The sequence below is a fragment of the Microbacterium sp. NPDC058342 genome (assembly GCF_042723935.1).
Classification (GTDB): Bacteria; Actinomycetota; Actinomycetes; order Actinomycetales; family Microbacteriaceae; genus Microbacterium.
Map to the genome: position 1 here is coordinate 384,403 of NZ_JBHXID010000002.1, position 20,997 is coordinate 405,399.

A 20,997-nucleotide genomic window follows, 5' to 3' on the forward strand; every position below is an offset into this window, starting at 1 on the left:
TGCCCCTCATGAACGACGCCAGCATCCGCATCCTCGCCGACAGCACCCTCGCGCCGGTCCTTCGCCACCAGCTCACCCGACGCGGTTTCATCGGCACTGTCGCCGCTCTCGGGGCGGCGGGGATCCTGACCGCCTGCGCGCCCTCCGGTCAGGGGCAGCCGGCACCCGGCGCCACCGGCGGCAGCGTCGAGGACAAGCTGTCGATCTACAGCTGGGGCGAGTACGACGCTCCCGAGGTGCTCGAGGCCTTCACCAAGGACCAGGGGCCCAAGATCGTGATGGACACCTTCAACTCCAACGAGGAGATGATCGCCAAGCTCGTCGCCGCCAAGGGCACCAGCGGCTTCGACCTGGTCGTGCCCACCGGCGTGTTCATCCCGCAGATGATCGAGAACGGGCTGCTCGCCAAGCTGAACCTCGACCTGATCCCGAACATCGAGCACATGGATCCGGCCTTCCTCGGCCGGGCCTGGGATCCCGAGAACGAGTACTCGATCTGCAAGGCGTGGGGCACGACCGGCTTCGTCTACGACAGGACGGTGATCACCCGTGAGCTGAAGACGTGGGCCGATTTCATCGACGCGGCCAAGAACGAGGCGTCCGGGAAGACCTCGGTGCTCGACGATCCGGCGCCGCTGGGCGGCATCTACTACTGGGCCAACGGCATCGACTGGAACACCACCGACCCCGCCCACCTCGACGCCTGCGAGAAGTTCCTCGTCGAGGAGCTCGCCCCGCACATCTCGGCCTTCGACTCGTATCCCGGCGGGTCGGCCATTCCGCAGGCCTCGCACGTGCTCATGCAGGTGTGGAACGGCGATGCGCGCATCGGCATCATGGAATCGCCCGACCCGGACCGCTGGCAGTGGGTGCTGGGAGCTCCGGACACCGAGCTGTGGATGGACAACTGGGCTCTCGCCGAGGGGGCGCCGCACCCCGAGGCCGCGCACGCCTTCCTGAACTTCATCCTCACGCCCGAGAACCAGCTCGCCCAGGTCGACTACATCGGCTACGACACCGGCGCCGCGGGCATCCGCGAGGCGGCCGAGCAAGCCGGGCTCGAGATGCTCGACCTGGTCTTCTTCGACGAGGCGCAGGTGGCGACCATGCACGAGGGCAAGGTGACCGAGGCGCAGACGCGGATCGTCGAGATGTGGAACAAGACGAAGGCCGCGGCAGGTGCGTAGCCCGCGCTTCGCACTGGCGCTGCCCGCGTGGGCGTGGCTGGGCATCTTCTTCATCGCGCCGATCGCGATGGTGGTGTGGTTCAGCTTCGGGTACAAGCCGGGCATCTTCGGCACGCACGCCAACGACCGCCTCTCGTTCGACCGCTACCTCGAGGCGATGTCGCCGACCTTCTTCGCGACGTTCCAGAACACTCTGTGGGTCGGGGTGCTCGGCACGGTGCTGTGCCTGGTGATCGGCCTGCCCGTGGCATACTGGATGGCGGTCAAGGCGCCGCCGTCCCGGCGGGGCCTGCTGCTGGCGCTCGTCATGGTGCCGTTCTGGACGAACTTCCTCGTGCGCACGCTGGGCTGGCAGGTGATCCTCTCTCCGGAGGGCTGGCTTTCGTCGCTGCTGCAGGGGGCCGGCCTGATCGACGGGCCCATCGAGATCCTCTACACGCGCGGTGCGGTGCTCATCGGCGTGGTGTACAACTACCTGCCGCTGATGATCCTGCCGCTGTTCGTCGCCTTCGATCGCGTCGGTGCGCCGCTGCGCGAAGCCAGCAAGGACCTGGGCGCCGATCCCGTGCGCACATTCCTTCGCATCACCGTCCCTCTGGCCAGGCCCGGGATCATCGCCGGCGTGCTGCTGGTCTTCATCCCGCTGATGGGTGACTACATCACGGCAACCGTCCTGGGCGGGGCGCAGGGCAACATGATCGGCCAGCTCGTGGCCAGCCAGTTCGGCACGGCGCAGAACTGGGCCCTGGGCTCGGCGATGGCCGTGCTGCTCATCCTCGTGATCATGGCGACGATCGGCGTGGCCGCCCTGCTGCTGTGGCTGGTCTCGCTGCCGTTGCGCGCCCGCACCCGTCTCGTGCTGGAGGAGGCATCATGAGCGCGACGGCCCCGCGTCCCCGCCACGCGCGCACCGGCGACCGGATCCTGACGATCTGGTCGATCGCGGTGTTCGCCTTCCTGTTCCTGCCGATCGTGGTGATCATCGCGTCGTCGTTCAACGCGGGGCGCCTGCTGGTCGCGTGGGACGGCTTCAGTCTGGAGCCCTTCGCCGCACTGGTCGAGAAGCCCGTCGTGCGCGATGCGGTGATGGTGTCGCTGCGCACCGGTCTGGTCGCCGCGGTGATCGCCTCGCTGATCGGCACCCTCGCCGGCATCGCGATGGCTCGCCGCCCGGGTCGGTGGGTGTGGTGGTTCCTCGGCCTGCTGCTGCTCGTGTCGGTCACGCCCGAGATCGTCGACGCGATCGCGCTGCTGCCGTGGATGGTCTTCCTCGGGCAGGACCTGGGGATGACCGCGTTCAACGACGGCACCGTGCGCCTGGTGATCGGTCATTCGCTGTTCTCCATCGCGATCGTGTCGTACATCGTGCGCGCGCGGCTGATCGGGCAGGACGCACGGCTCGAAGAGGCATCGGCGGATCTCTACGCCACTCCGGTGCGCACCTTCCGGCGGGTGACGCTGCCGCTGGCGATGCCTGCGGTGCTCGCCGGCTTCCTGCTCTCGTTCACGTTGAGCCTCGACAACACCGTGGTGTCGGCCTTCGTGCAGGTCTCGGGCACGACGCCCTGGCCCGTGTACGTGCTCAGCTCGCTGCGCAGCGGCCTGCGCCCCGAGATCGCCGCGGTGTCGACGGTGATGCTCGTGCTCACCCTGGTCGCGCTCGGGCTGGTCGCCCTCGTGCTGAAGCGGGCGGGGGACTCGGCGACGGAGATCGCCAGGACGATGGCGGGAGGCTGACATGACCCACGCCGACCTGGTGTTCACCGGTGGCGCATACGGCGGGCGCGTGTTCCTGTCGGATGCGTCGCGCGGTCGCGCGGACGCGGTCGCCGTCTCCGGTGGCCGCATCGTCGCGGTCGGACCGCAGGCCGTGTCGCTGATCGGGCCGCCGACCGAGGTGGTCGACCTGGACGGGCGGATGCTGCTGCCGGGCTTTCAGGATGCTCACGTGCATCCGCTGTGGGGCGGTCTGGACATGCTGCGCTGCGACCTGGCCGATCTGTCCGACGAGGCGGGCTACCTCGACCGCATCCGCGAGTACGCCGCCGCGCATCCCGACGACGTGTGGGTGCTGGGCGGCGGCTGGCAGATGTCGGCGTTTCCGGGCGGCACGCCGACCGCGCTCGCTCTGGACACGGCGGTCTGCGACCGGCCGGCGTTCCTGCCGAACCGCGACGGGCACGGCGCATGGGTGAACTCCCGTGCGCTGGAGCTGGCCGGCATCACCCGCCGCACACCGGATCCCGCCGATGGCCGGATCGAGCGCGCCGCGGACGGTACGCCGACCGGAACGCTCCATGAGGGCGCGATGTCGCTCGTCAACCGGCTGCTGCCGCCCGAGCCGCACGAGCGGCTGCGCGAGGCGCTGGCCGTCGGGCAGCGGCACCTGCACTCGTTCGGCATCACCGCCTGGCAGGACGCCATCGTCGGCACGCAGTACGGCGACGCGGGCGATCCGCTGCCGGTGTACGTCGCCGCGGCGCGTGCCGGTGAGCTGACCGGACGGGTCGTCGGGTCGCTGTGGTGGGACCGCAACCGCGGGCTCGAGCAGATCGACGACCTGGTCGCCCTGCGCGAGTCCGGTCGGGTCGGCCGCTTCGCGGCCACGAGCATCAAGATCATGCAGGACGGCGTCGCCGAGAACTTCACCGCCTCGATGCTCGAGCCGTACTGCGACGGGCACGGCCACCGCACGGGGAACTCCGGCATCTCGTTCGTCGAGCCGCAGCTGCTGAAAGAGGCCGCGGCCCGGCTGGACGCGCTCGGGTTCACCCTGCACTTCCACGCCATCGGCGACCGCGCCGTGCGCGAGTGCCTGGACGCGGTGGAAGAGGCGCTGCGCCGCAACGGCCCGCGCGGCAACCCGCACCACATCTCGCACATCCAGGTGGTGCATCCCGACGACATCCCGCGCTTCCGCCGGCTGGGTGTGACGGCGAACATGCAGATGCTGTGGGCGACCCTGGAGCCGCAGATGGTCGACCTCACCCTGCCGTTCCTGGGGGAGGAGCGCTCGGGCTGGCAGTATCCGTTCGGCGACCTGCTGCGTGCCGGCGCCGCGCTCGCCGCCGGCAGCGACTGGTCGGTGTCGACACCCGATCCCATGGCGGCGATCCACACGGCCGTGAACCGGCGCTCGGCGCCGTCGGAATGGGAGGGCGACTACCCGCCGTTCCTGCCCGATCAGGCGATCGACCTGGGCACCGCGCTGCAGGCGTACACGGCCGGGTCGGCGCGCGTGAACAGCCTGCCCGAGACGGGCGGCATCCGGGTCGGGATGCTGGCGGATCTGACCCTCCTCGACCGGGACCCGTTCGACGGGCCCGCCGAGGAGATCGGGAACACCCGGGTGCTGGGGACCTGGGTGGAGGGGGAGCAGGTGCACGCCGCCGGGTGAGGATGCCGTGGCATCCGCACCCGGCGGCGTGGCCGTCCGCTCCGCGCCGGACCGCGTCAGCGGGGCGTCATCCGCGCGCGTGCTCGTCGGCGACCGACAGCGCCTCGTCGATCGCGGCGAGGCCGCGGACCAGCTCGTCCTCCTCGATCACCAGAGGAGGGGCGATGTGCGTGCGGTTGAAATGCGTGAAGGGCCAGACACCCGCCTTCTTCGCGGCGGCTGCGAAGGCGCCCATCGGCGCCGCATCCGCGCCCGAGGCGTTGAACGGCACCAGCGGCTCGCGGGTCTCGCGGTCGCGCACCAGCTCGACCGCCCAGAACAGCCCGCGTCCGCGCACCTCGCCGACGCTGGGGTGCGTCTCGGCCCAGCCCCGCAGGGTCGGCTCGACGACGCGCTCGCCGAGGTCGCGCACCCGCTCCAGGATGCCGTCGCGGCGGAACACCTCGAACGTCGCGACACCCGCCGCGCACGCCAGCGGATGCCCGGAGTAGGTGAGCCCGCCCGGGAACGCGGTGGTGTCGAAGCGCGAGGCGACGTGCTCGGCGATCACCACGCCGCCGAGCGGCACGTACCCCGAGTTCACGCCCTTGGCGAAGGTGATCAGGTCGGGGCGTGCGTCGAACGCGTCGATGCCGAACCACTCGCCCAGCCGACCGAAGCCGACCATCACCTCGTCGGCGATGTACAGGATGCCGTGGCGGTCGCACAGCTCGCGCACGCCCTGCAGGTAGCCGGGCGGCGGCACGAGCACGCCGTTCGTGCCGACCACGGTCTCGATGATGATCGCGGCGATGGTCGACGGCCCCTCGAGCGCGATGGTCTGCTCGAGGTGGGCGAGCGCGCGCTCGGACTCCTGCTCGGGGGTCTCGGCGTGGAACGGGGAGCGGTAGAGGTACGGTCCGAAGAAGCGCACAGCGCCGCTGTCGCTGACCTCGTTGGCCCAGCGGCGCGGGTCGCCGGTCAGCGAGATGGCGGTGGATGTGGAGCCGTGATAGCTGCGGTACATCGACAGCACCTTGCGTCGGCCGGTCACCTGGCGGGCCATGCGCACCGCGTACTCGTTGGCCTCGGCGCCGCCGTTCGTGAAGAACACCTTCTCGAGACCCTCGGGCGACACCTCGGCGATCAGGCGCGCGAGCTCGCCGCGCACGTCGTTGGCGACGGCCGGCTGGATCGTCGCCAGACGTCCCGCCTGCCGCTGGATCGCCGCGACGAGTTCGGGGTGCTGGTGGCCGAGGTTCAGGTTGACCAGCTGGCTCGAGAAGTCGAGGTACGCGTTGCCGGCGTAGTCCCAGAAAGTCGACCCCTCGCCCGCCGCCACCGGAAGCGGGTCGATCAGGGCCTGTGCGCTCCACGAGTGGAACACGTGCGCGCGGTCGTCGGCGCGCACCTGCGCTTCGGCCTCGGGGTCGGGGAGGGCGTGGACCGCGCCGTGGCGGTCGGTGTAGTGCGTCATGTCTGCGTCCTCGCTGTCCGCGGGATCAGTGGTTGCTCGGGAAGCCGAGATCGACCTGGGCGGGGGTGTGGTCGGGCCAGCGCGTGGTGACCACCTTGGACCGAGTGTAGAAGTGGATCGACTCGGGGCCGTAGATGTGCGAGTCTCCGAACAGCGAGCTCTTCCAGCCGCCGAACGAGAACGCGCCGACCGGCACCGGGATCGGCACGTTCACGCCGACCATGCCCACCTCGATGTCGAACTCGAACTGACGAGCCGTGCCGCCGTCGCGCGTGAAGATCGCGGTGCCGTTGCCGAACGCGTTGGCGTTGATCAACTCGACCGCCTCGGCGTAGCTGTCCACGCGCACGACGGCCAAGACCGGTCCGAAGATCTCGTCCTCGTACACCCGCATGCCGGGGCGCACGTCGTCGAGCAGCGAGACGCCGACGAAGAAGCCGTCGCCGTCGAAGGTCTGCTTCGTGCCGTCGACGACGACGGTGGCGCCCTCGGCCTCGGCACCCTCGACGTACGAGGCGACGCGGTCGCGGTGCTCGCGGGTGATCAGCGGGCCCATCTCGCTGGCGGCGTCGGTGCCCGGTCCGATGCGCAGCCCGTCGATGCGGGAGCGGATGCCCTCGATGAGGTCGTCGGCGATGTCGCCCACCGCGACCAGCACCGAGACGGCCATGCAGCGCTCGCCCGCGGAGCCGTACGCCGCCGAGACGGCTGCGGCCGCGGCGCCGTCGATGTCGGCGTCGGGCATGACGACCATGTGGTTCTTGGCCCCGCCCAGCGCCTGCACACGCTTGCCGTTCGCGGAGGCGCGTCGGTAGATGGCCTGCGCGATGGGCGTGGAGCCGACGAAGCTGACGGCGGAGACGTCGGGCGAGTCGAGCAGGACGTCCACGGCCTCCTTGTCGCCGTGGACGACGTTCAGCACACCGTCGGGCAGCCCGGCCTCCTGGAACGCCTTGGCCAGCCAGATCGCGGCCGACGGGTCCTTCTCGCTGGGCTTGAGCACGACGGTGTTGCCGCAGGCGATGGCGCTGGCGATCATCCACAGCGGCACCATGACGGGGAAGTTGAACGGGGTGATCGCCGCGACCACGCCGACCGGCTGCTTGACCGAGTGCACGTCGACGCCGCGCGAGACCTGCTCGGCGCGCTCGCCCTTGAGGTGGTGCAGCAGGCCGGCCGCGAACTCGACGTTCTCGATGCCGCGCGAGACCTCGCCGGCGGCGTCCGAGAGCACCTTGCCGTGCTCGCTGGTGACGATGGCGGCGAGCTCGTCGGTGCGCTCGGCGAGGATCTGCCTCAGGCGGAAGAAGACGTCGGCGCGCTTGATGAGGCTCGACGCCCGCCACGCGGGCTGCGCGGCCTTCGCGACGGCGATCGCGTGCTCGACCTCGGCGGCGGTGGCGGCGGCCACCTCACGGTGCGCATGACCGGTGGCGGGGTCGTAGACGGGCAGCGTGCGGGCGGCATCCCCGGCGTCGACGCCGGCGATGAAGTGTCGGATGATGGTCACGGGTGTGCTCCGAATCTCGGGAGTGGCTGTCGGCCGCACACTCTGACCGGCGTGGTCGAGGCGGCTTGAACCCCATGCTGGCAGAGGGCAGGATGGGTGTATGCCGCCAGAGCGTCAGGATCTTTCGTCCCGCCATACAGATCGTCCGGCGCCGCTGTCCGCTCTGCGCGTGCGGGACGTCCTCGGCATCGACGTCGTGCGTCGCGCCGAGCCCGAGGTGCTCGTGGGGGGAGGGGCCCTGGACGCCGCGGTGCGCTGGGTGCACGTCTCCGACAGCGACCGGGTGGCCGCTCTGCTCGACGGCGGCGAGCTGCTGCTGACCACCGCCGCCGGATGGCCCGGGGCGGCCGGCGCGCTCGAGGCGCTGGCGGCGTCGCTGGCGCAGGCGGGCGTCGCCGGGGTCGTCCTCGAGCTGGGAACGCGCTTCTCCGTCGCCCCGCCGGCCTTCGTCGCGGCGTGCCGCGCGAAGAACCTCGCGCTGATCGTGCTGGAGCAGGAGGCGAAATTCGTCGCCGTCACCGAGGCCGTGCATCGCAGGATCATCGCGGGTCAGCTCGAGGCGCTGCAGGAGCGCCAGCGCCTGCACGAGCTGTTCACGGGCCTGAGCCTGCGCGGCGCCGCGGTCGAGGTCGTCGTGCGCGAGACCGCCCGGGCACTGCGCGCACCCGTGGTGCTGGAGGACCTCACCCGGCAGGTGGTGGCGGCGGACGCCTTCGACCTGCCCGAGTCCGAAGCGCTCGCCGACTGGCCTCGGCGCTCCCCCCGTGCGATCGAGGGATGGACGCGGGTTCCCGTTGCCGCGCGCGGCACGAGCTGGGGCGAACTCGTGGCGCTGCCGGGCCCGCCGCACCCCGCCGGACGCGCGACGGTGCTGCAGCAGGCCGCGACCACGCTGGCTCTCTCCCGCCTGGCTGAGCCGGAGGACGCGTGGACGCGCCTGCGCGCCGACACCCTGCTGGGCGCACTGGTGGGCGAGCGGTTCGTGGCCGGATCCGACATCCGGACCCGGCTCCAGGCATCCGGATTCCCGATCGACGGCCGGGAGCTGTACGCGATCGCTGGCGCCCCGGATGCCCGTCCCGCGGACGCCTGGTCCGGTGACGCCCTCGCTCGTCGCTTCGGCCCGGCCGGACGCTGTCTGTCGGCCGAGATCGGGCCGGAGCGCGTGGCGCTCGTCTCGCTCCCCGCCGGATCGCACGTGCCGGACGAGTCGCTGTCGGGTCTGGGCGCGCTGGCCCTGAGCGAGCCGGTGCGGGGCGTCGACGAGCTGCGGGCGGCGCTGTCGCTCGTGCGCCGTCTCGCCGCCCGCCCGACGGCCGGCGAGGTGCTGCGGGTGTCGGATCATCCGCTCGCGCGCCTGGCGGCGGAGTTCGGCGGCGACCACCGGATGCGCGAGCACAGCAGGCGGATGCTCGCGCCGCTGCGTCATCACGACGAGACCCACGGCGGCGATCTCATCCGGGTGCTGCGCGCCGTCGTCGCGCATCCGGGCAATCGCACGGCCGCCGCCGGCGCCTCGCACCTCTCCCGCTCGGTCTTCTACCAGCGGCTCGCGCTGATCGCAGAGCTGACGGGTGCCGACCTCGAGGACGGCGAGACCCTCGCCGCCCTGCACCTCGCGCTCCTGGCGTGAGTGCCGGCCGGCGCATCGGCACCGGTCAGGAGTCGAATCCCATTCCGACCGCGTCGAGCGCCCGCAGGAAGAGCCCGCGCCTGCCCTCGTCGTGATCAGCGCGATCCATCGCCGCGCGCACGAGGTTCACGCCGATCGCGGCGGCCGGCTCAGGCGGGAACGGGATCGGGCGGGTGCGCACCATCTCCAGCTCGGTGCGCTCGGTCTTCACTCCTGCGAGCCGGTCGAGCATGACGTCGGCCGCGAAGCGGGTGGCGCCGACGCCCAGCCCGGTGAAGCCGGTCGCGTACACGACCCGTCCGCCGCGGGCCGTTCCGAAGAACGCGCAGAACCGGCTGCACGAGTCGATCGCGCCGGCCCAGCGGTGCGTGAACCGCAGGCCCTCGAGCTGCGGGAACGTCGTGAAGAAGTGCGAGGCGAGCCGGCGGTAGCTCTCCGGCCGCTCCTCGTACCGCTCGCGCACCCGTCCGCCGAAGTGATAGACGGCGTCGTAGCCGCCGAACAGGATGCGGTCGTCGGCGCTCAGACGGTAGTAGTGGAACTGGTTCGCGCTGTCGGAGAGGCCCTGGCGGCTCCGCCAGCCGATCGCGCCGAGCTGCTCGGCCGAGAGCGGCTCGGTCATCAGCACGTAGTCGTAGACCGGCACGGTCATCAGCCGGTTGCGCTTGAGCAGCGAGGGGAACGCGTTCGTGGCGAGCGCGACGTGCTCGGCCACCACGGAGCCGCCCGGTGTCATGACCGTCTGCACCCCCGAGCCGGAGATCCCGGTGACCCGGGTGCGCTCGAAGATCCGCACGCCGAGCTCGGCCGCCACGCGCGCCAGCTCGAAGGCGAGCTTGGCCGGATGCACCATCGCGCAGCCCTCGCGGTCCCAGGAGCCGGCGAGGTAGGTGGGGGAGTCCACCTCCGCACGCACCGCGTGCTGATCGAGGAAGTCCTCGCCGTGCATCCATTCGACCTGGTGCGGCTCGACAGCCACCGCGAGCTGCCCGGTGCGCTCCCAGTCGACATCCATGCCGTAGCGCTCGACGGCCTCCTGGATGCCGTCGAGGTTCTCCCGGCCGAGCCGCTCCAGCTGCGGCATCTCGTCAGGCCAGCGGTTCATGCCGTTCTCGTGGCCGTGGGTGAGGCTGGCCTCGCAGAACCCGCCGTTCCGACCGGAGGCCGCCCATCCCACCCGGTTCGCCTCCAGCAGCACCACGGAGCGCTCCGGATCGCGTTCTTTCGCACGGATGGCCGTCCACAGTCCGGCGTAGCCGCCGCCGACGATCGCCAGGTCGGCGCGGATGCGTCCCGAGAGGGCGGGGTGGGCGGTGCGCTTCAGGCCGTCGAGCCAGAACACCTCGTGTCTCGTGTCGCGCAGCGCGTCGTCGATGACGGCGGCAGAGGGCTGGAGCCGCTCGAAGACGGTCGTTCCCATGGGATCACTCCGGCGTCGGGGTCGGGGGTGGGTCGGCGGGAGGCGCGGGGATCAGCGCGTTCCCCAGTTGTAGAAGTCCTTGTGCAGGCCGGCGTAGAGCAGGCACTCCGTCTCGGCCACCCCGGGGATGGCGCGCACACGCGTGGACACCAGTTCGAGCAGGTCCTCGTCGGACTCGCAGATGGCCTCGGCGAGCACGTCGAAGGAGCCGAGCGTGACGACGACGTACGCGATCTCGTCGAACGCCTTCACCGCCTCGGCCACCTCGCGGGGATCGCCCTGCACGCGGATACCGATCATCGCCATCCGCGAGAAGCCCAGCTGGCGCGGATCGGTGACCGCCACGATCTGCATGACACCCGATTCGGTGAGCCGCTGCACGCGCTGGCGCACGGCGGCCTCGCTCAGCCCGACCGCCCGGCCGATCTCGGCGTAGGGGCGCCGGCCGTCCTGCTGCAGCAGCTCGATGATGCGCTTGGAGACCTCGTCGAGCACGGGGGCCTTCGTCCTGTCGGTCATGTGTCGATCCTGCCATCCGAATCGAGATCCGACAACCGAATTCGCACCGAATCGTGGTAAACGGTTCCGAATTCGTAGGAACTGAGCCCGGTGGCGAGGGAAACCGGTCAGGTCAGGCGTTTGACGTGGCGGCGCTCGCGCAGCACGAGTCCCGGGCGGTGCTCGGTCTTGACGGCGCCGTCGGATGCCCAGCCGTGCCGCTCGTAGAACGACGCAGCACGCTCATTGCCCTCCAGCACCCAGAGGTACGCGATCTCATGGCCCTCGGCGTGCAGCGCCCGCTCGGCGGCATCGATCAGCACGTGCCCGACGCCGCTCGACCAGGCATCCGGGTGCGCGTAGATGCCCCACAGCTCGCCCGAGCCGGCAGCATCGTCATCGCGTGCGGCGCCGAAGCTCGCCCAGCCGGCGATCTCGCCGTCGCGCTCCACCACCAGCGTCCTCGAGTCCCGCCCGGCCTCGTCGATGATGCGAGCCCAGTTCGCCTCGCGCTCGGCGATCGACAGTCCGTCGAGCACCTCCTGCGGCATCAGCCCGCGGTAGGCCTCCTGCCACGATCGCACGTGCACGACCGCGATGCCGTGCGCGTCGTCGACGGTCGCGGGGCGCGGCAGCATCCCGTCCATCCCGCTCACCCGGCGGCGCGGCGGGCCTCCCACCCGCTGCGCACCATCTCGTCGACGGTGTGGCGCATGGTCCACCCCAGGTCGCGGGCTGCCAGGTCGCCCGCCGCGACGATCCGGTCGGGATCGCCGGCGCGGCGCGGACCGATCACGGGGTCGAAGTCGATCCCGGTGACGCGCACCATGGCATCCATGATCTGCTTCACGCTCAGCCCGTCGCCGGAGCCGAGGTTGTACGCGGGCTCGATCGGCTCGCCGGCGGCGAGGCGCTTGGCGGCCTCGACGTGCGCGGCGGCGATGTCGCCCACGTGCACGTAGTCGCGCACGTTCGTGCCGTCGGGGGTGTCGTAGTCGTCGCCGTTGATGCGCGGGGTCTGCCCGGCCAGCAGCGCCTCGAAGACGATCGGGAACAGGTTGTGCGGGCTCACGTCGTGCACCGCGGGGTCGGCGGAGCCGACGACGTTGAAGTACCGCAGCGAGGTGTGCCGCAGGGGCGCGCCGGATGCCGCGGTCGCCACGCCCTGATCGCGCAGCAGCCACTCGCCGATGAGCTTGGACTCGCCGTACGGGCTCGCCGGGCGCTTGGCGGTGTCCTCGGTCACGAGTTCGACGTCGGGCGTGCCGTACACGGCGGCGCTGGACGAGAAGACGATGTTCGTCACGCCCGCGGCCGCCATCGCCTCGAGGATCACCCGGGTCCCCTCCACGTTCTGCGCGTAGGTGTGCAGGGGCCGCTCGACGGAGACGCCCGCGTACTTGAAGCCCGCCACGTGGATCACGCCCTCCACGGCGTGCTCGCGCAGGGTGCGCTCGACGAGCTCGCGGTCGAGGATGCTGCCCTCGACCAGCGCCACGTCCGCCGTCACGAAGGCCGGGCGCCCGCTGGAGAGGTCGTCCAGCACGACCGGCGTGAGCCCGGCGGATGCGAGCGCGCGCACCACGTGCGCTCCGATGTAGCCGGCGCCGCCGGTGACAAGCCAGGACATGGGTCTCCTCTCCCCGCGCGAAGGCGCAGTGATCATTCTGTCAGGCGTCCCGGCGGGGACCCTCCGAAGGCGTCACCGTGAAGATGTGCGCAGCGGCGAAGCCGGCATCCGCGAACTCCCGGGTCACGGCGCCCGTCACCGAGCCGACGTCGGCGTGGGCGACGAGGGCGATCGCGGCGCCGCCGAAGCCGCCGCCGGTCATCCGTGCGCCGATCGCGCCGTTGGCCAGAGCGGTGTCGACGGCCGTGTCGAGCTCGGGCACCGAGATCTCGAAGTCGTCGCGCATGGACGCGTGCGACGCCACCAGCAGGTCGCCGATCGCGCGGGGTCCGCGGCTCTGCAGCGCGGCGACCGTGTCGAGCACCCGCTGGTTCTCGGTGACGATGTGCCGCACCCGGCGAAGCGTGACGTCGTCCATGAGCTCTTCGGCGCGCGGCAGATCGGCGACGCTCGCGTCGCGCAGAGAGCGGATGCCGAGCAGTTCCGCGCCGCGCTCGCACGAGGCGCGGCGCTCACGGTAGCCGCCGGTGGCGTGCGCATGACGGACCTGCGTGTCGATCACCAGCACGTCGAGCCCTGCCGACGCGAAGCCGGTGGGCACCGAACGCGTCTCGAGGCTGCGGCAGTCGATGAAGGTCGCCGCATCCGGGCGGCCCAGCATGGACGACATCTGGTCCATGATCCCGGTCGGCGCGCCGACCGCCTCGTTCTCGGCGCGGCGGCCGACCCGCGCGAGCGCGACGGGGTCGAGGTCCAGCTCCCACAGGTCGTTCAGGGCGGATGCCACCGCACCCTCGATCGCGGCGGAGGACGACAGCCCCGCTCCCACCGGCACGTCGGAGGCGATCGCGATGTCGACGCCCGGTGCCGGGGCATCCGGCTGCAGCATCCACAGCGCCCAGGCGACCCCGAGCACGTAGGCGGACCACTCCGGCACGGCGGGAGCGGCGCCCGCCGGGGTCGGGAAGATGCCGCCCAGGTCGGCGACGGGCACGACCACCCGGTCGTCGGCGAACGTGGAGCGCACGCGGATCTCGTCCGTGCCGTTCAGCGCCGCGGCGGCGAAGGTGCGGTGCGGGATCGCGAACGGCAGCACGAAGCCCTCGTTGTAGTCGGTGTGCTCGCCGATCAGGTTCACGCGGCCCGGTGCCGACCAGACGCCGTCCGGGCGGGCGCCGAAGGAGCCGGTGAACAGCTCTCGGGCTGCCTCCAGGGCGCTCACGCGGTCACCTCGGGCACGGTGTCGATCGCGGCGCGCAGGCGCTCGGCGGCGACCTCCGGCAGGATCTCGGCGCTCCACGCACTCATGGCCGCCTCGGTGCCGGCGAGGAACTTGAGCTTGTCGGCGGCGCGGCGCGGACTGGTCAGCTCGAAGCGCATCCGCACGGTGTCGCGGCCGATGTTCACGGGCGCCTGATGCCACGCGCCGATGTAGGCGGTGGGCGTCTCGTACAGCGCGTCGACGCCGCGCAGCAGTCGCAGGAAGAGCGGTGCGAGCGCGTCGCGCTCCGCAGCGGTGAGCTCAGTGAAGTCGGCCGCGTGCCGGTGCGGCATGACCTGCACCTCGAGCGGCCAGCGTGCGGCGAAGGGCACGAACGCCGTCCAGTGCTCGTTCTGCAGCACGACGCGGTCCGAGGCCTGCTCGGCGTCGAGCACGCGGGTCATCAGGTCCGGCGCCGCGCGCGCGATGCCGTCCATCAGCCGCTGCGTGCGCGGCGTGATGTACGGGTAGGAGTAGATCTGGCCGTGCGGATGCGGCAGGGTGACGCCGATGGCCTCGCCGCGGTTCTCGAACGGGAACACCTGCTCGATCCCGGGCAGAGCCGACAGCGCCGCGGTGCGGTCGGCCCAGGCCTCGATGATCGTGCGCGAGCGGGTCACCGTCTGCGTGCCGAGCGAGCCCTCGTGCTCGGGGCTGAAGCACACCACTTCGCAGCGGCCCGCGCTGGTGCGGGTGCGGCCGATGCCGAGGTGCGCCATGTCGTCGAGCCCCCGGGGCGGATCGACGGCGGCGGGGGCGTTCGCGGTGGCCGCCGTGAGCGCGGGGCCGAAGGCGGGGGAGCGGTTCTCGAACACGGCGACGTCGTAGCGCGAGGGCACCTCCGACGGGTTCGAGGCCGTCTGCGGTGCGAGCGGATCGGCGTCGGCGCCGGGCATCATCACCCGGTTCTGCCGCCGCGTGGCGTAGGTGATCCAGTCGCCCGAGAGCACGTCCTGGCGCATGGTCGCGGTCTCGGGGCGCTCGTCGAGGGTGCGGGCGTCGACGGCACGCTCGTCGCCGAGGGCGCTGCCCGGGTCGTCGTAGTAGAGCAGTTCGCGACCGTCGGCCAGCAGGGTGCTGCGTCGGATCACGCCGGCGCCGAGTTCGGTCGTTCGCAGCTCCGGAGAGGCATCCATGTTCACGTCAACACGGTAGCCCGGGAGCCGTGGTAACGTCAACATCCCGGCGGTGCGGACCCGCCCGGGAGAGCCGGACGAGGGTGGGAGAGCGGATGCCGCAGGCGAGGCGCGTGTCGATGGCGATGGTCGCCCAGCACGCCGGGGTGTCGGGCCAGACCGTGTCCCGTGTCGCGAACGGCAGTCCCCGCGTCGACCCCGAGACCCGAACGCGCGTCGAGCGCGCGATGGCGGAACTCGGCTACCGGCCCAACCGTGCCGCTCGCGCCCTGCGCACCGGGCGCACGCACACGCTCGGGCTCGTCGCGCAGACACTCGCCACCGTCGGCAACTCCCGCATGCTCCAGGCGGTGGCCGAAGCCGCGGCCGAGCGCGGATACGCCCTCACCGTCGTGACCCTCGGCGCCGACGCCGCCATCGACGACGCCTTCGAGCGGCTGCGCGACCAGGGCGTCGACGGCGCGATCGTGCTGAACGAGGCATCCGCTCTCGCGCGAGACGCGACCTCCGCGGCCATGCGCCTGGTCGTGGTCGACTCGCCACCCGACGAGCGCTTCGTCTCGATCGGCACCGACCACGCCGCCGGCGCCCGAATCGCCACCGACCACCTTCTCGCCGCGGGGCACCACACGGTGCACCACGTGGCGGGACCCGCCGGGTCGTACGCCTCAGCGCAGCGCGAGCGCGGCTGGCGCGACGCGCTCGTCGCCGCCGGTCGCGACGCGCCCGCGGTCGTGCGCGGAGACTGGTCCGCGGCATCCGGACACGAGCAGACGGCCCGGATGCTGGCCGCGGGCGTCGTCACCGCGATCTTCGCCGCCAACGACCAGATGGCTCTCGGCGCGCTGCGCGCCCTGGCCGAGGCGGGACGGCGGGTGCCGCGGGACGTCGCCGTGGTCGGGTTCGACGACATCGCGGACGCCGCGCAGTTCCCGCCGCCGCTGACGACCGTGCGGCAGGACTTCGACGCGCTGGGTGAGCACGCGGTGCGCGCTCTCGTCGCCGCGGTGGAGGGCGGCGCGCCCGGCGATGTGCTGCTCGTGCCGGAGCTCGTCCGCCGAGCCAGCGCCTGACCGGCCCGGTCAGGCGGGCGGAGCGGCGACGGCCGAGAGGTCGGCCTCGGTGGTGCCGCCGTCCGGCCAGGTGATCGTCGTGCCCGCCACGGAGGGTGCGCGCTCGACCTCGGAAGGCGACCCCAGTCCGATCGCGAACGCCTGCCACGCGCCGGGGGCCGGGGCCACCTCGACCCAGGGGACGGCGGTGCGCCCCTCGAGCGGCGTCACGTCGTCCTCCTTGAGCACTCCGGCCGTCACGGCATCCGCTCCGGAGAGCGAGACCACGCGCGAACCGAGCCGCTCGCTCGCGGCCCAGGCCCCCTGCCGTACCACGACGTCGGGCGCCGTGATCGCCCACCCGCCGACCCGCAGCACGTCGCCCTCGACAAGGGCGCCGGCGTGCACGCGGACGAAGCGCACCTCCCACGCTCCGCGCACGACCGACACGGCATCGACCCACGGGCCGGTGATCGTCGTTCCCTCGTGCAGACTCACCCCGTTGTCGGGCACGGAGACGAAGCCGAGCGGCCAGTGCGCCCGCGCGCAGGAGGAGCCGGTGAGCGTCTCGGCGTCGAGTGCGCGCACGCCGCCCGTCCGGAAGCCGGAGCGGTGGCTCGGCAGCCCGTCGCGCACGAGGGCGACCGTGCCGTCCACGGGCCAGGAGGCGCCGGGACCGTCGAGCACCGGGGCGGTCGCGGTGGAGTAGCCGAACTTGGCGTAGACCGCGGCATCCGGCTCGAGCGATCCCTCCACGCGGTGGTCGGTGCCGTGATTGGTCACCCGCACGGTGCCGTCGGACGTGCCGACCGCGAGCCAGCCCGGAGCGACGACCGCACGGGCGAACGGCCCGCGGTCGATGGGCAGCGGCTGCTCGACGGCGGTCCAGACCGGGTCGCTCTCGGGCAGCGCGAGACCGAGCATGCCCTTCGACGCCCAGTACGGCGAGCCCAGCCCCGAGTACCGCTGCGCGATCGCCCGCCAGGGTCCGTGCCAGCCGAGGGAGAGGATGCCGTCGGCATCCGGCGCACCGCGCTCGACGAAGTGGCGCGCCTGCCCGCTGGCGGCACGACGCAGCAGCCCGGGGTCGTGGCGCGAGCCGCCGTGGAACGCGGCCGCCCACGCCGGTGCGGCGGTCGCGAAGCGGTAGGTGAGGCTGCGTCCCTGGATGAGCGGGCCGCCGTCGGCGCCGATGAGGTGCAGGGCGTCGTCGAGGTAGTCGTCCAGGCGGTTGCGGTACCGCGCGACGCGTTCGGTGTGCCGAGGGTCGTCCTCGACCAGCTGCGCCCACACCATCGGATAGAAGGGCAGTGCCCAGCCGCAGTAGTGATCGAAGTTGCGCCCGACGCCGTCGGCGGCCCAGCCGCCGGGCAGGTCGAAGGAGTCGAGCAGGGCGAAGTCCTCCTCGCGGTCCGACTCCGAGAACGGGCCGCCGACGCTCTCCAGGAAGTACGACACCATGATCCGGAACCACACCCAGTTGTTGGGCCAGTAGGGGGCTCCGATGGATGCCGTGAGGTACTCGACCGTCTGCTGCTTCGCGCGCTCGCCGAGCAGCGCCCAGACCGTGTCGCGGGTGAGGTGCAGTCCGAGGGCGAGCGCGGCCGCCTCGACCTTCGCCTGATCGTGCTCCTCGATGCGCACCCAGCGCTCCGGATGCTCGGGATCCACCCCGGCCGCGATCCCACGCGCGTAGCGTTCGGCGAGGTCGCGCGTTCCCGCCGGGTCTCCCGCGATGCGGAACGCGGCCAGCATGAACGTGCGCGTGAAGCCCTCGAGGTGGTCGATGTCGCGCCCCAGCCCGCCCGGCTCGCCGGGGTAGCGGATGAGGGACTGGGCGGGGCTCGCGTGCCGGGCGGCGCCGGCGAGGATCGTGTCGGCGAGGGCACTCCAGTGAGCACGGGTCCAGCCGGTGAAGGGGGAGAGGGCCCGGTCGTCGGTGGGCAGGAGGAGTGTCATGCGCTGATGGCCAGTTCTTCGCGGGTGATCGGATGCCGGGCCGGCTCGCCCGCGGCGTAGGCGGCCAGCTCGTCGAGTGCGGCGTCGGCGAGGCGGCGCGTCTCGGTGCCCAGCGATCCCGCCAGGTGCGGGGTGATGGCCACGTTCGGCAGGCTGAGCAGGCCGTGGCCCGGGGGGAGGGGTTCGGGTTCGGTCACATCGAGCAGGGCGTCGAGCCGGCCCGTGCGGCACTCGCCGAGCAGCGCCTCGTGATCCACCAGTGCGCCGCGGGCGGTGTTGATGAGCGTGGCGCCGTCGGGCAGGGCGGCCAGTTCGGCTGCCGCGATCATGTGGTGGGTGGCGGGGAGGGCGGGCGCGTGCAGCGACAGCACGCTCACCTGCGGGAGCATCTCGCCCAGGGGCAGCAGGGTGGCGCCGGCCGCGGCGACGGCATCCGCGTCCGCGTAGGGGTCGGCGACGAGCACCCGGATGCCGTCGAACGGCTGCAGCAGCTCGACCACCCGCCGTCCGATGCGTGAGAAGCCGACGACGCCGACGGTGCGATCGACGTTGCCGATGCCGCGTTCGCTCCACGCGCTCCAGGTGTCGTCGTGCGGTGCCCGCAGATGCGTGAACGTGCGCTTGCCGGCGAGCAGGATGGCGCCGAGCGTGAACTCGGCGACGGGCACGGCGTTGGCGTCCACCGCCGAGGTGACGCGGATGCCCCGCTCCCAGAGCTCGTCGGAGACCAGGCCCTGCACACTGCCGGCGGCGTGCAGGACGGCGCGCAGCCGGGGCATGCGGGCGAGCCGCGCGGCGTCGAGCCGCGGCGCCCCCCACGACGTGATGAGGACCTCCGTGCCGGCGAGCAGAGCCGCGTGCGCGGGGTCGTCGACGTCGGTGATCAGCATCCGGTCGGCCGTGTCGGCGAGCTGCGCGAAGCGGGCCCTGCGGGAGTCGTCGAAGAGCAGGGAGAAGGCGTCGGCGTGCATCACGGCATGAGCGCGGGGTGGGTTCTCGATGCTCAAGGTATGCCTCCGGGCGAATGGGAAACCGCTTTCTCGGCGGTATGACCAGTGAACCGCCAGGAGGGCCGCGCGCGCAACTCGGGTTCGGATGGTTGATCGAGAGCAATGGTTGAGAAACGTCAACCAATGATGTATCGTTGACGAAGATCAACCATCCTTCTCAGGAGAGCCTTGCTTTGAACTCCACCACCCATTCCTCCGCCGAGACGACGCGCTCGGCACGCGAGGTCTTCACCGCGATCTCCGGCCTCATCGTCGGCATGTTCGTGGCCGTGCTCTCGGGCACGGTCGTCTCGACCTCGCTTCCCGTCATCGTCGCCGACCTCGGCGGCACCCAGGCCCAGTACACCTGGGTCATCACCGCCAGCCTGCTGGCCACCGCGGTCACCACGCCCATCTGGGGCAAGCTCGCCGACCTCGTCGATCGCAAGATCCTCGTGCAGCTGTCGCTCGTGCTGTTCACTGTCGGCACGGTCGCGGCCGGATTCTCGCACGACATGAACATGCTCATCGGCATGCGCGTCGTCCAGGGCCTCGGCGTCGGCGGCCTCATGTCGCTCGTCATGGTCGCCGTCGCGCTGATCATCTCGCCGCGCGAGCGCGGCAAGTACATGGGCGTCGTCGGCGGCATCATGGCACTGGCCACCATCGGCGGGCCGCTGCTCGGCGGTTTCATCACCGATGTCTGGGGCTGGCGCGCCAACTTCTTCGTCGGCGTCCCGTTCGCCGTGATCGCCCTGATCCTGCTGCAGGTCACCCTGCACCTGCCCAAGCCGCAGACCGCCAAGGTCTCCATCGACTACCTCGGCATCGTGCTGCTCGCGGTCGGCGTCTCCGCGCTGCTGATCTGGGTCTCGATGGGCGGATCCCAGTTCGACTGGGACTCGATGACCAGCTACGTGCTGGCGATCGGCTCGGGCGTCGTGCTCGTCGCCTTCGTCCTCGTCGAGATCTTCGTCAAGGAGCCGATCATCCCGATGACGCTGTTCCGCAACCGCACCTTCACGCTCTCGGTCGTCGCATCGATCGCGATCGGCGTGGCCATGTTCGCGACCTCGGTGTTCCTCGCCCAGTACTTCCAGCTCGCGCGCGGCGCCACGCCCACCGAGTCGGGCCTGATGACGATCCCCATGATCGTCGGTCAGATGGGCGCCTCGATCATCATCGGGCAGCTCGTGAGCCGCTTCGGCAAGTGGAAGGGCTGGATGCTGCTCGGCTCGGTGCTCGCGCTCGCCGGCGTCAGCCTGATGTCGCTGCTGCGCTACGACACCCCGTTCGTGCTCGTGGCGATCTACATGTTCGTCCTGGGTGCAGGCCTCGGCATGGTCATGCAGAACCTCACGCTCATCGTGCAGAACGACACCCCGCCGCAGCAGCTCGGCGCCGCCTCGTCGGGCGTGAACTTCTTCCGCACGATCGCCGGCACCATCGGCGTGACGATCATGGGCTCGATCCTGGCGACGAACGTGAAGGGCTATCTGTCCGACGGCTTCGCGGGCTTCGCACCCGCCTCCCCGGAGGAGGTCGAAGCGCTCAAGGAGCTCGGTTCGGGCAACGTCCCGAAGATGGCCGACCTGCCCGACGCGATCCGCACCATCGTCGAGTCGGCATACGGCCACGGGATCGCCGACGCGTTCTTCATCGCGATCCCCCTCGCGGTGATCGGCATCATCGCCATCGCGTTCATCCGCAACAAGCCGCTGTCGACGAAGAACTCGGCCGAGCAGCTGCGCGAGCAGGCGGAGGAGTCGGCGATCGAGGTCGCCGGTGCCGAGGTCGGCGCGTCGACCGGCAGCATCCGCGTCGTCGAGGGCGAGGGGCGCTCGGGCGTACAGGAGCCGGTGCGCTGAC

Annotated in this window: 17 protein-coding genes; 7 read left to right on the plus strand and 10 right to left on the minus strand. The window is 71.6% G+C overall.

Features of this window, described 5'->3' with window-relative positions; genetic code table 11:
• The first annotated feature begins 8 nt into the window (after positions 1 to 8).
• From ACFWHT_RS11720 to ACFWHT_RS11735, 4 genes are read left to right on the plus strand one after another with little or no spacing between them, the layout of a single operon-like run.
• Positions 9 to 1,187, plus strand: a complete 1,179-nt coding sequence (locus ACFWHT_RS11720; protein WP_378828660.1) for a spermidine/putrescine ABC transporter substrate-binding protein — start codon at positions 9 to 11, stop codon at positions 1,185 to 1,187.
• Positions 1,180 to 2,064, plus strand: a complete 885-nt coding sequence (locus ACFWHT_RS11725) for an ABC transporter permease (RefSeq protein WP_378828662.1) — start codon at positions 1,180 to 1,182, stop codon at positions 2,062 to 2,064. The genes ACFWHT_RS11720 and ACFWHT_RS11725 overlap by 8 nt, the downstream gene beginning before the upstream one ends.
• Positions 2,061 to 2,924: an ABC transporter permease gene (locus tag ACFWHT_RS11730; protein WP_378828665.1), complete on the plus strand. Its 864-nt coding sequence runs from the start codon at positions 2,061 to 2,063 to the stop codon at positions 2,922 to 2,924. Before ACFWHT_RS11725 ends, ACFWHT_RS11730 begins: the two co-directional genes overlap by 4 nt.
• A gap of 1 nt (position 2,925) precedes the next feature.
• Positions 2,926 to 4,584, plus strand: a complete 1,659-nt coding sequence (locus ACFWHT_RS11735) for an amidohydrolase (RefSeq protein WP_378828667.1) — start codon at positions 2,926 to 2,928, stop codon at positions 4,582 to 4,584.
• A 67-nt stretch (positions 4,585 to 4,651) separates the two neighbouring features.
• On the opposite strand, the gene ACFWHT_RS11740 is transcribed toward ACFWHT_RS11735, so the two are convergent.
• Positions 4,652 to 6,040 carry an aspartate aminotransferase family protein gene (locus ACFWHT_RS11740; protein WP_378828670.1) on the minus strand — a complete coding sequence of 463 codons (1,389 nt, stop codon included), beginning with the start codon at positions 6,038 to 6,040 and terminating at the stop codon, positions 4,652 to 4,654.
• Between the two features lie 25 nt (positions 6,041 to 6,065).
• Positions 6,066 to 7,550, minus strand: coding sequence for a CoA-acylating methylmalonate-semialdehyde dehydrogenase (locus ACFWHT_RS11745; protein ID WP_378828672.1), 1,485 nt, complete (start codon positions 7,548 to 7,550; stop codon positions 6,066 to 6,068).
• Positions 7,551 to 7,719: 169 nt separating this feature from the next.
• Between ACFWHT_RS11745 and ACFWHT_RS11750 the strand changes: the two genes are divergently transcribed.
• Positions 7,720 to 9,183 carry a PucR family transcriptional regulator gene (locus ACFWHT_RS11750; RefSeq protein ID WP_378828675.1) on the plus strand — a complete coding sequence of 488 codons (1,464 nt, stop codon included), beginning with the start codon at positions 7,720 to 7,722 and terminating at the stop codon, positions 9,181 to 9,183.
• Between the two features lie 25 nt (positions 9,184 to 9,208).
• Here the strand turns inward: ACFWHT_RS11750 and ACFWHT_RS11755 are convergent, their stop codons facing one another.
• The 6 genes from ACFWHT_RS11755 to galT form a co-directional block, all read right to left on the minus strand.
• Positions 9,209 to 10,603 carry an NAD(P)/FAD-dependent oxidoreductase gene (locus tag ACFWHT_RS11755; RefSeq protein ID WP_378828676.1) on the minus strand — a complete coding sequence of 465 codons (1,395 nt, stop codon included), beginning with the start codon at positions 10,601 to 10,603 and terminating at the stop codon, positions 9,209 to 9,211.
• Positions 10,604 to 10,654: 51 nt separating this feature from the next.
• A complete protein-coding gene (locus tag ACFWHT_RS11760) occupies positions 10,655 to 11,122 on the minus strand; it encodes an Lrp/AsnC family transcriptional regulator (protein WP_378828678.1) in 468 nt (155 codons plus the stop codon).
• A gap of 107 nt (positions 11,123 to 11,229) precedes the next feature.
• Complete coding sequence (locus ACFWHT_RS11765) at positions 11,230 to 11,739, minus strand: GNAT family N-acetyltransferase (RefSeq protein ID WP_378828680.1); 510 nt, start codon at positions 11,737 to 11,739, stop codon at positions 11,230 to 11,232.
• A 14-nt stretch (positions 11,740 to 11,753) separates the two neighbouring features.
• A complete protein-coding gene (galE, locus tag ACFWHT_RS11770; RefSeq protein ID WP_378828682.1) occupies positions 11,754 to 12,731 on the minus strand; it encodes a UDP-glucose 4-epimerase GalE in 978 nt (325 codons plus the stop codon).
• A 40-nt stretch (positions 12,732 to 12,771) separates the two neighbouring features.
• A complete protein-coding gene (gene galK / locus ACFWHT_RS11775; RefSeq protein WP_378828684.1) occupies positions 12,772 to 13,953 on the minus strand; it encodes a galactokinase in 1,182 nt (393 codons plus the stop codon).
• The gene (galT, locus tag ACFWHT_RS11780) at positions 13,950 to 15,128 is read right to left on the minus strand and encodes a galactose-1-phosphate uridylyltransferase (protein ID WP_378829485.1); all 1,179 of its coding nucleotides are present in this window, start codon (positions 15,126 to 15,128) and stop codon (positions 13,950 to 13,952) included. The genes galK and galT overlap by 4 nt, the downstream gene beginning before the upstream one ends.
• A gap of 95 nt (positions 15,129 to 15,223) precedes the next feature.
• Here galT and ACFWHT_RS11785 point away from each other — a divergent pair, with 95 nt between their 5' ends.
• Positions 15,224 to 16,201: a LacI family DNA-binding transcriptional regulator gene (locus ACFWHT_RS11785; protein ID WP_378828686.1), complete on the plus strand. Its 978-nt coding sequence runs from the start codon at positions 15,224 to 15,226 to the stop codon at positions 16,199 to 16,201.
• Positions 16,202 to 16,210: 9 nt separating this feature from the next.
• Here ACFWHT_RS11785 and ACFWHT_RS11790 read toward each other — a convergent pair whose 3' ends face one another.
• Both ACFWHT_RS11790 and ACFWHT_RS11795 read right to left on the minus strand, forming a co-directional pair.
• A complete protein-coding gene (locus ACFWHT_RS11790; protein ID WP_378828688.1) occupies positions 16,211 to 18,139 on the minus strand; it encodes a DUF2264 domain-containing protein in 1,929 nt (642 codons plus the stop codon).
• On the minus strand, positions 18,136 to 19,146 hold the full coding sequence (locus tag ACFWHT_RS11795) for a hydroxyacid dehydrogenase (protein ID WP_378828690.1): 1,011 nt from the start codon (positions 19,144 to 19,146) through the stop codon (positions 18,136 to 18,138). The genes ACFWHT_RS11790 and ACFWHT_RS11795 overlap by 4 nt, the downstream gene beginning before the upstream one ends.
• Positions 19,147 to 19,322: 176 nt before the next feature.
• Here ACFWHT_RS11795 and ACFWHT_RS11800 point away from each other — a divergent pair, with 176 nt between their 5' ends.
• Positions 19,323 to 20,996: an MDR family MFS transporter gene (locus tag ACFWHT_RS11800; RefSeq protein ID WP_378829488.1), complete on the plus strand. Its 1,674-nt coding sequence runs from the start codon at positions 19,323 to 19,325 to the stop codon at positions 20,994 to 20,996.
• Position 20,997: the final 1 nt, after the last annotated feature.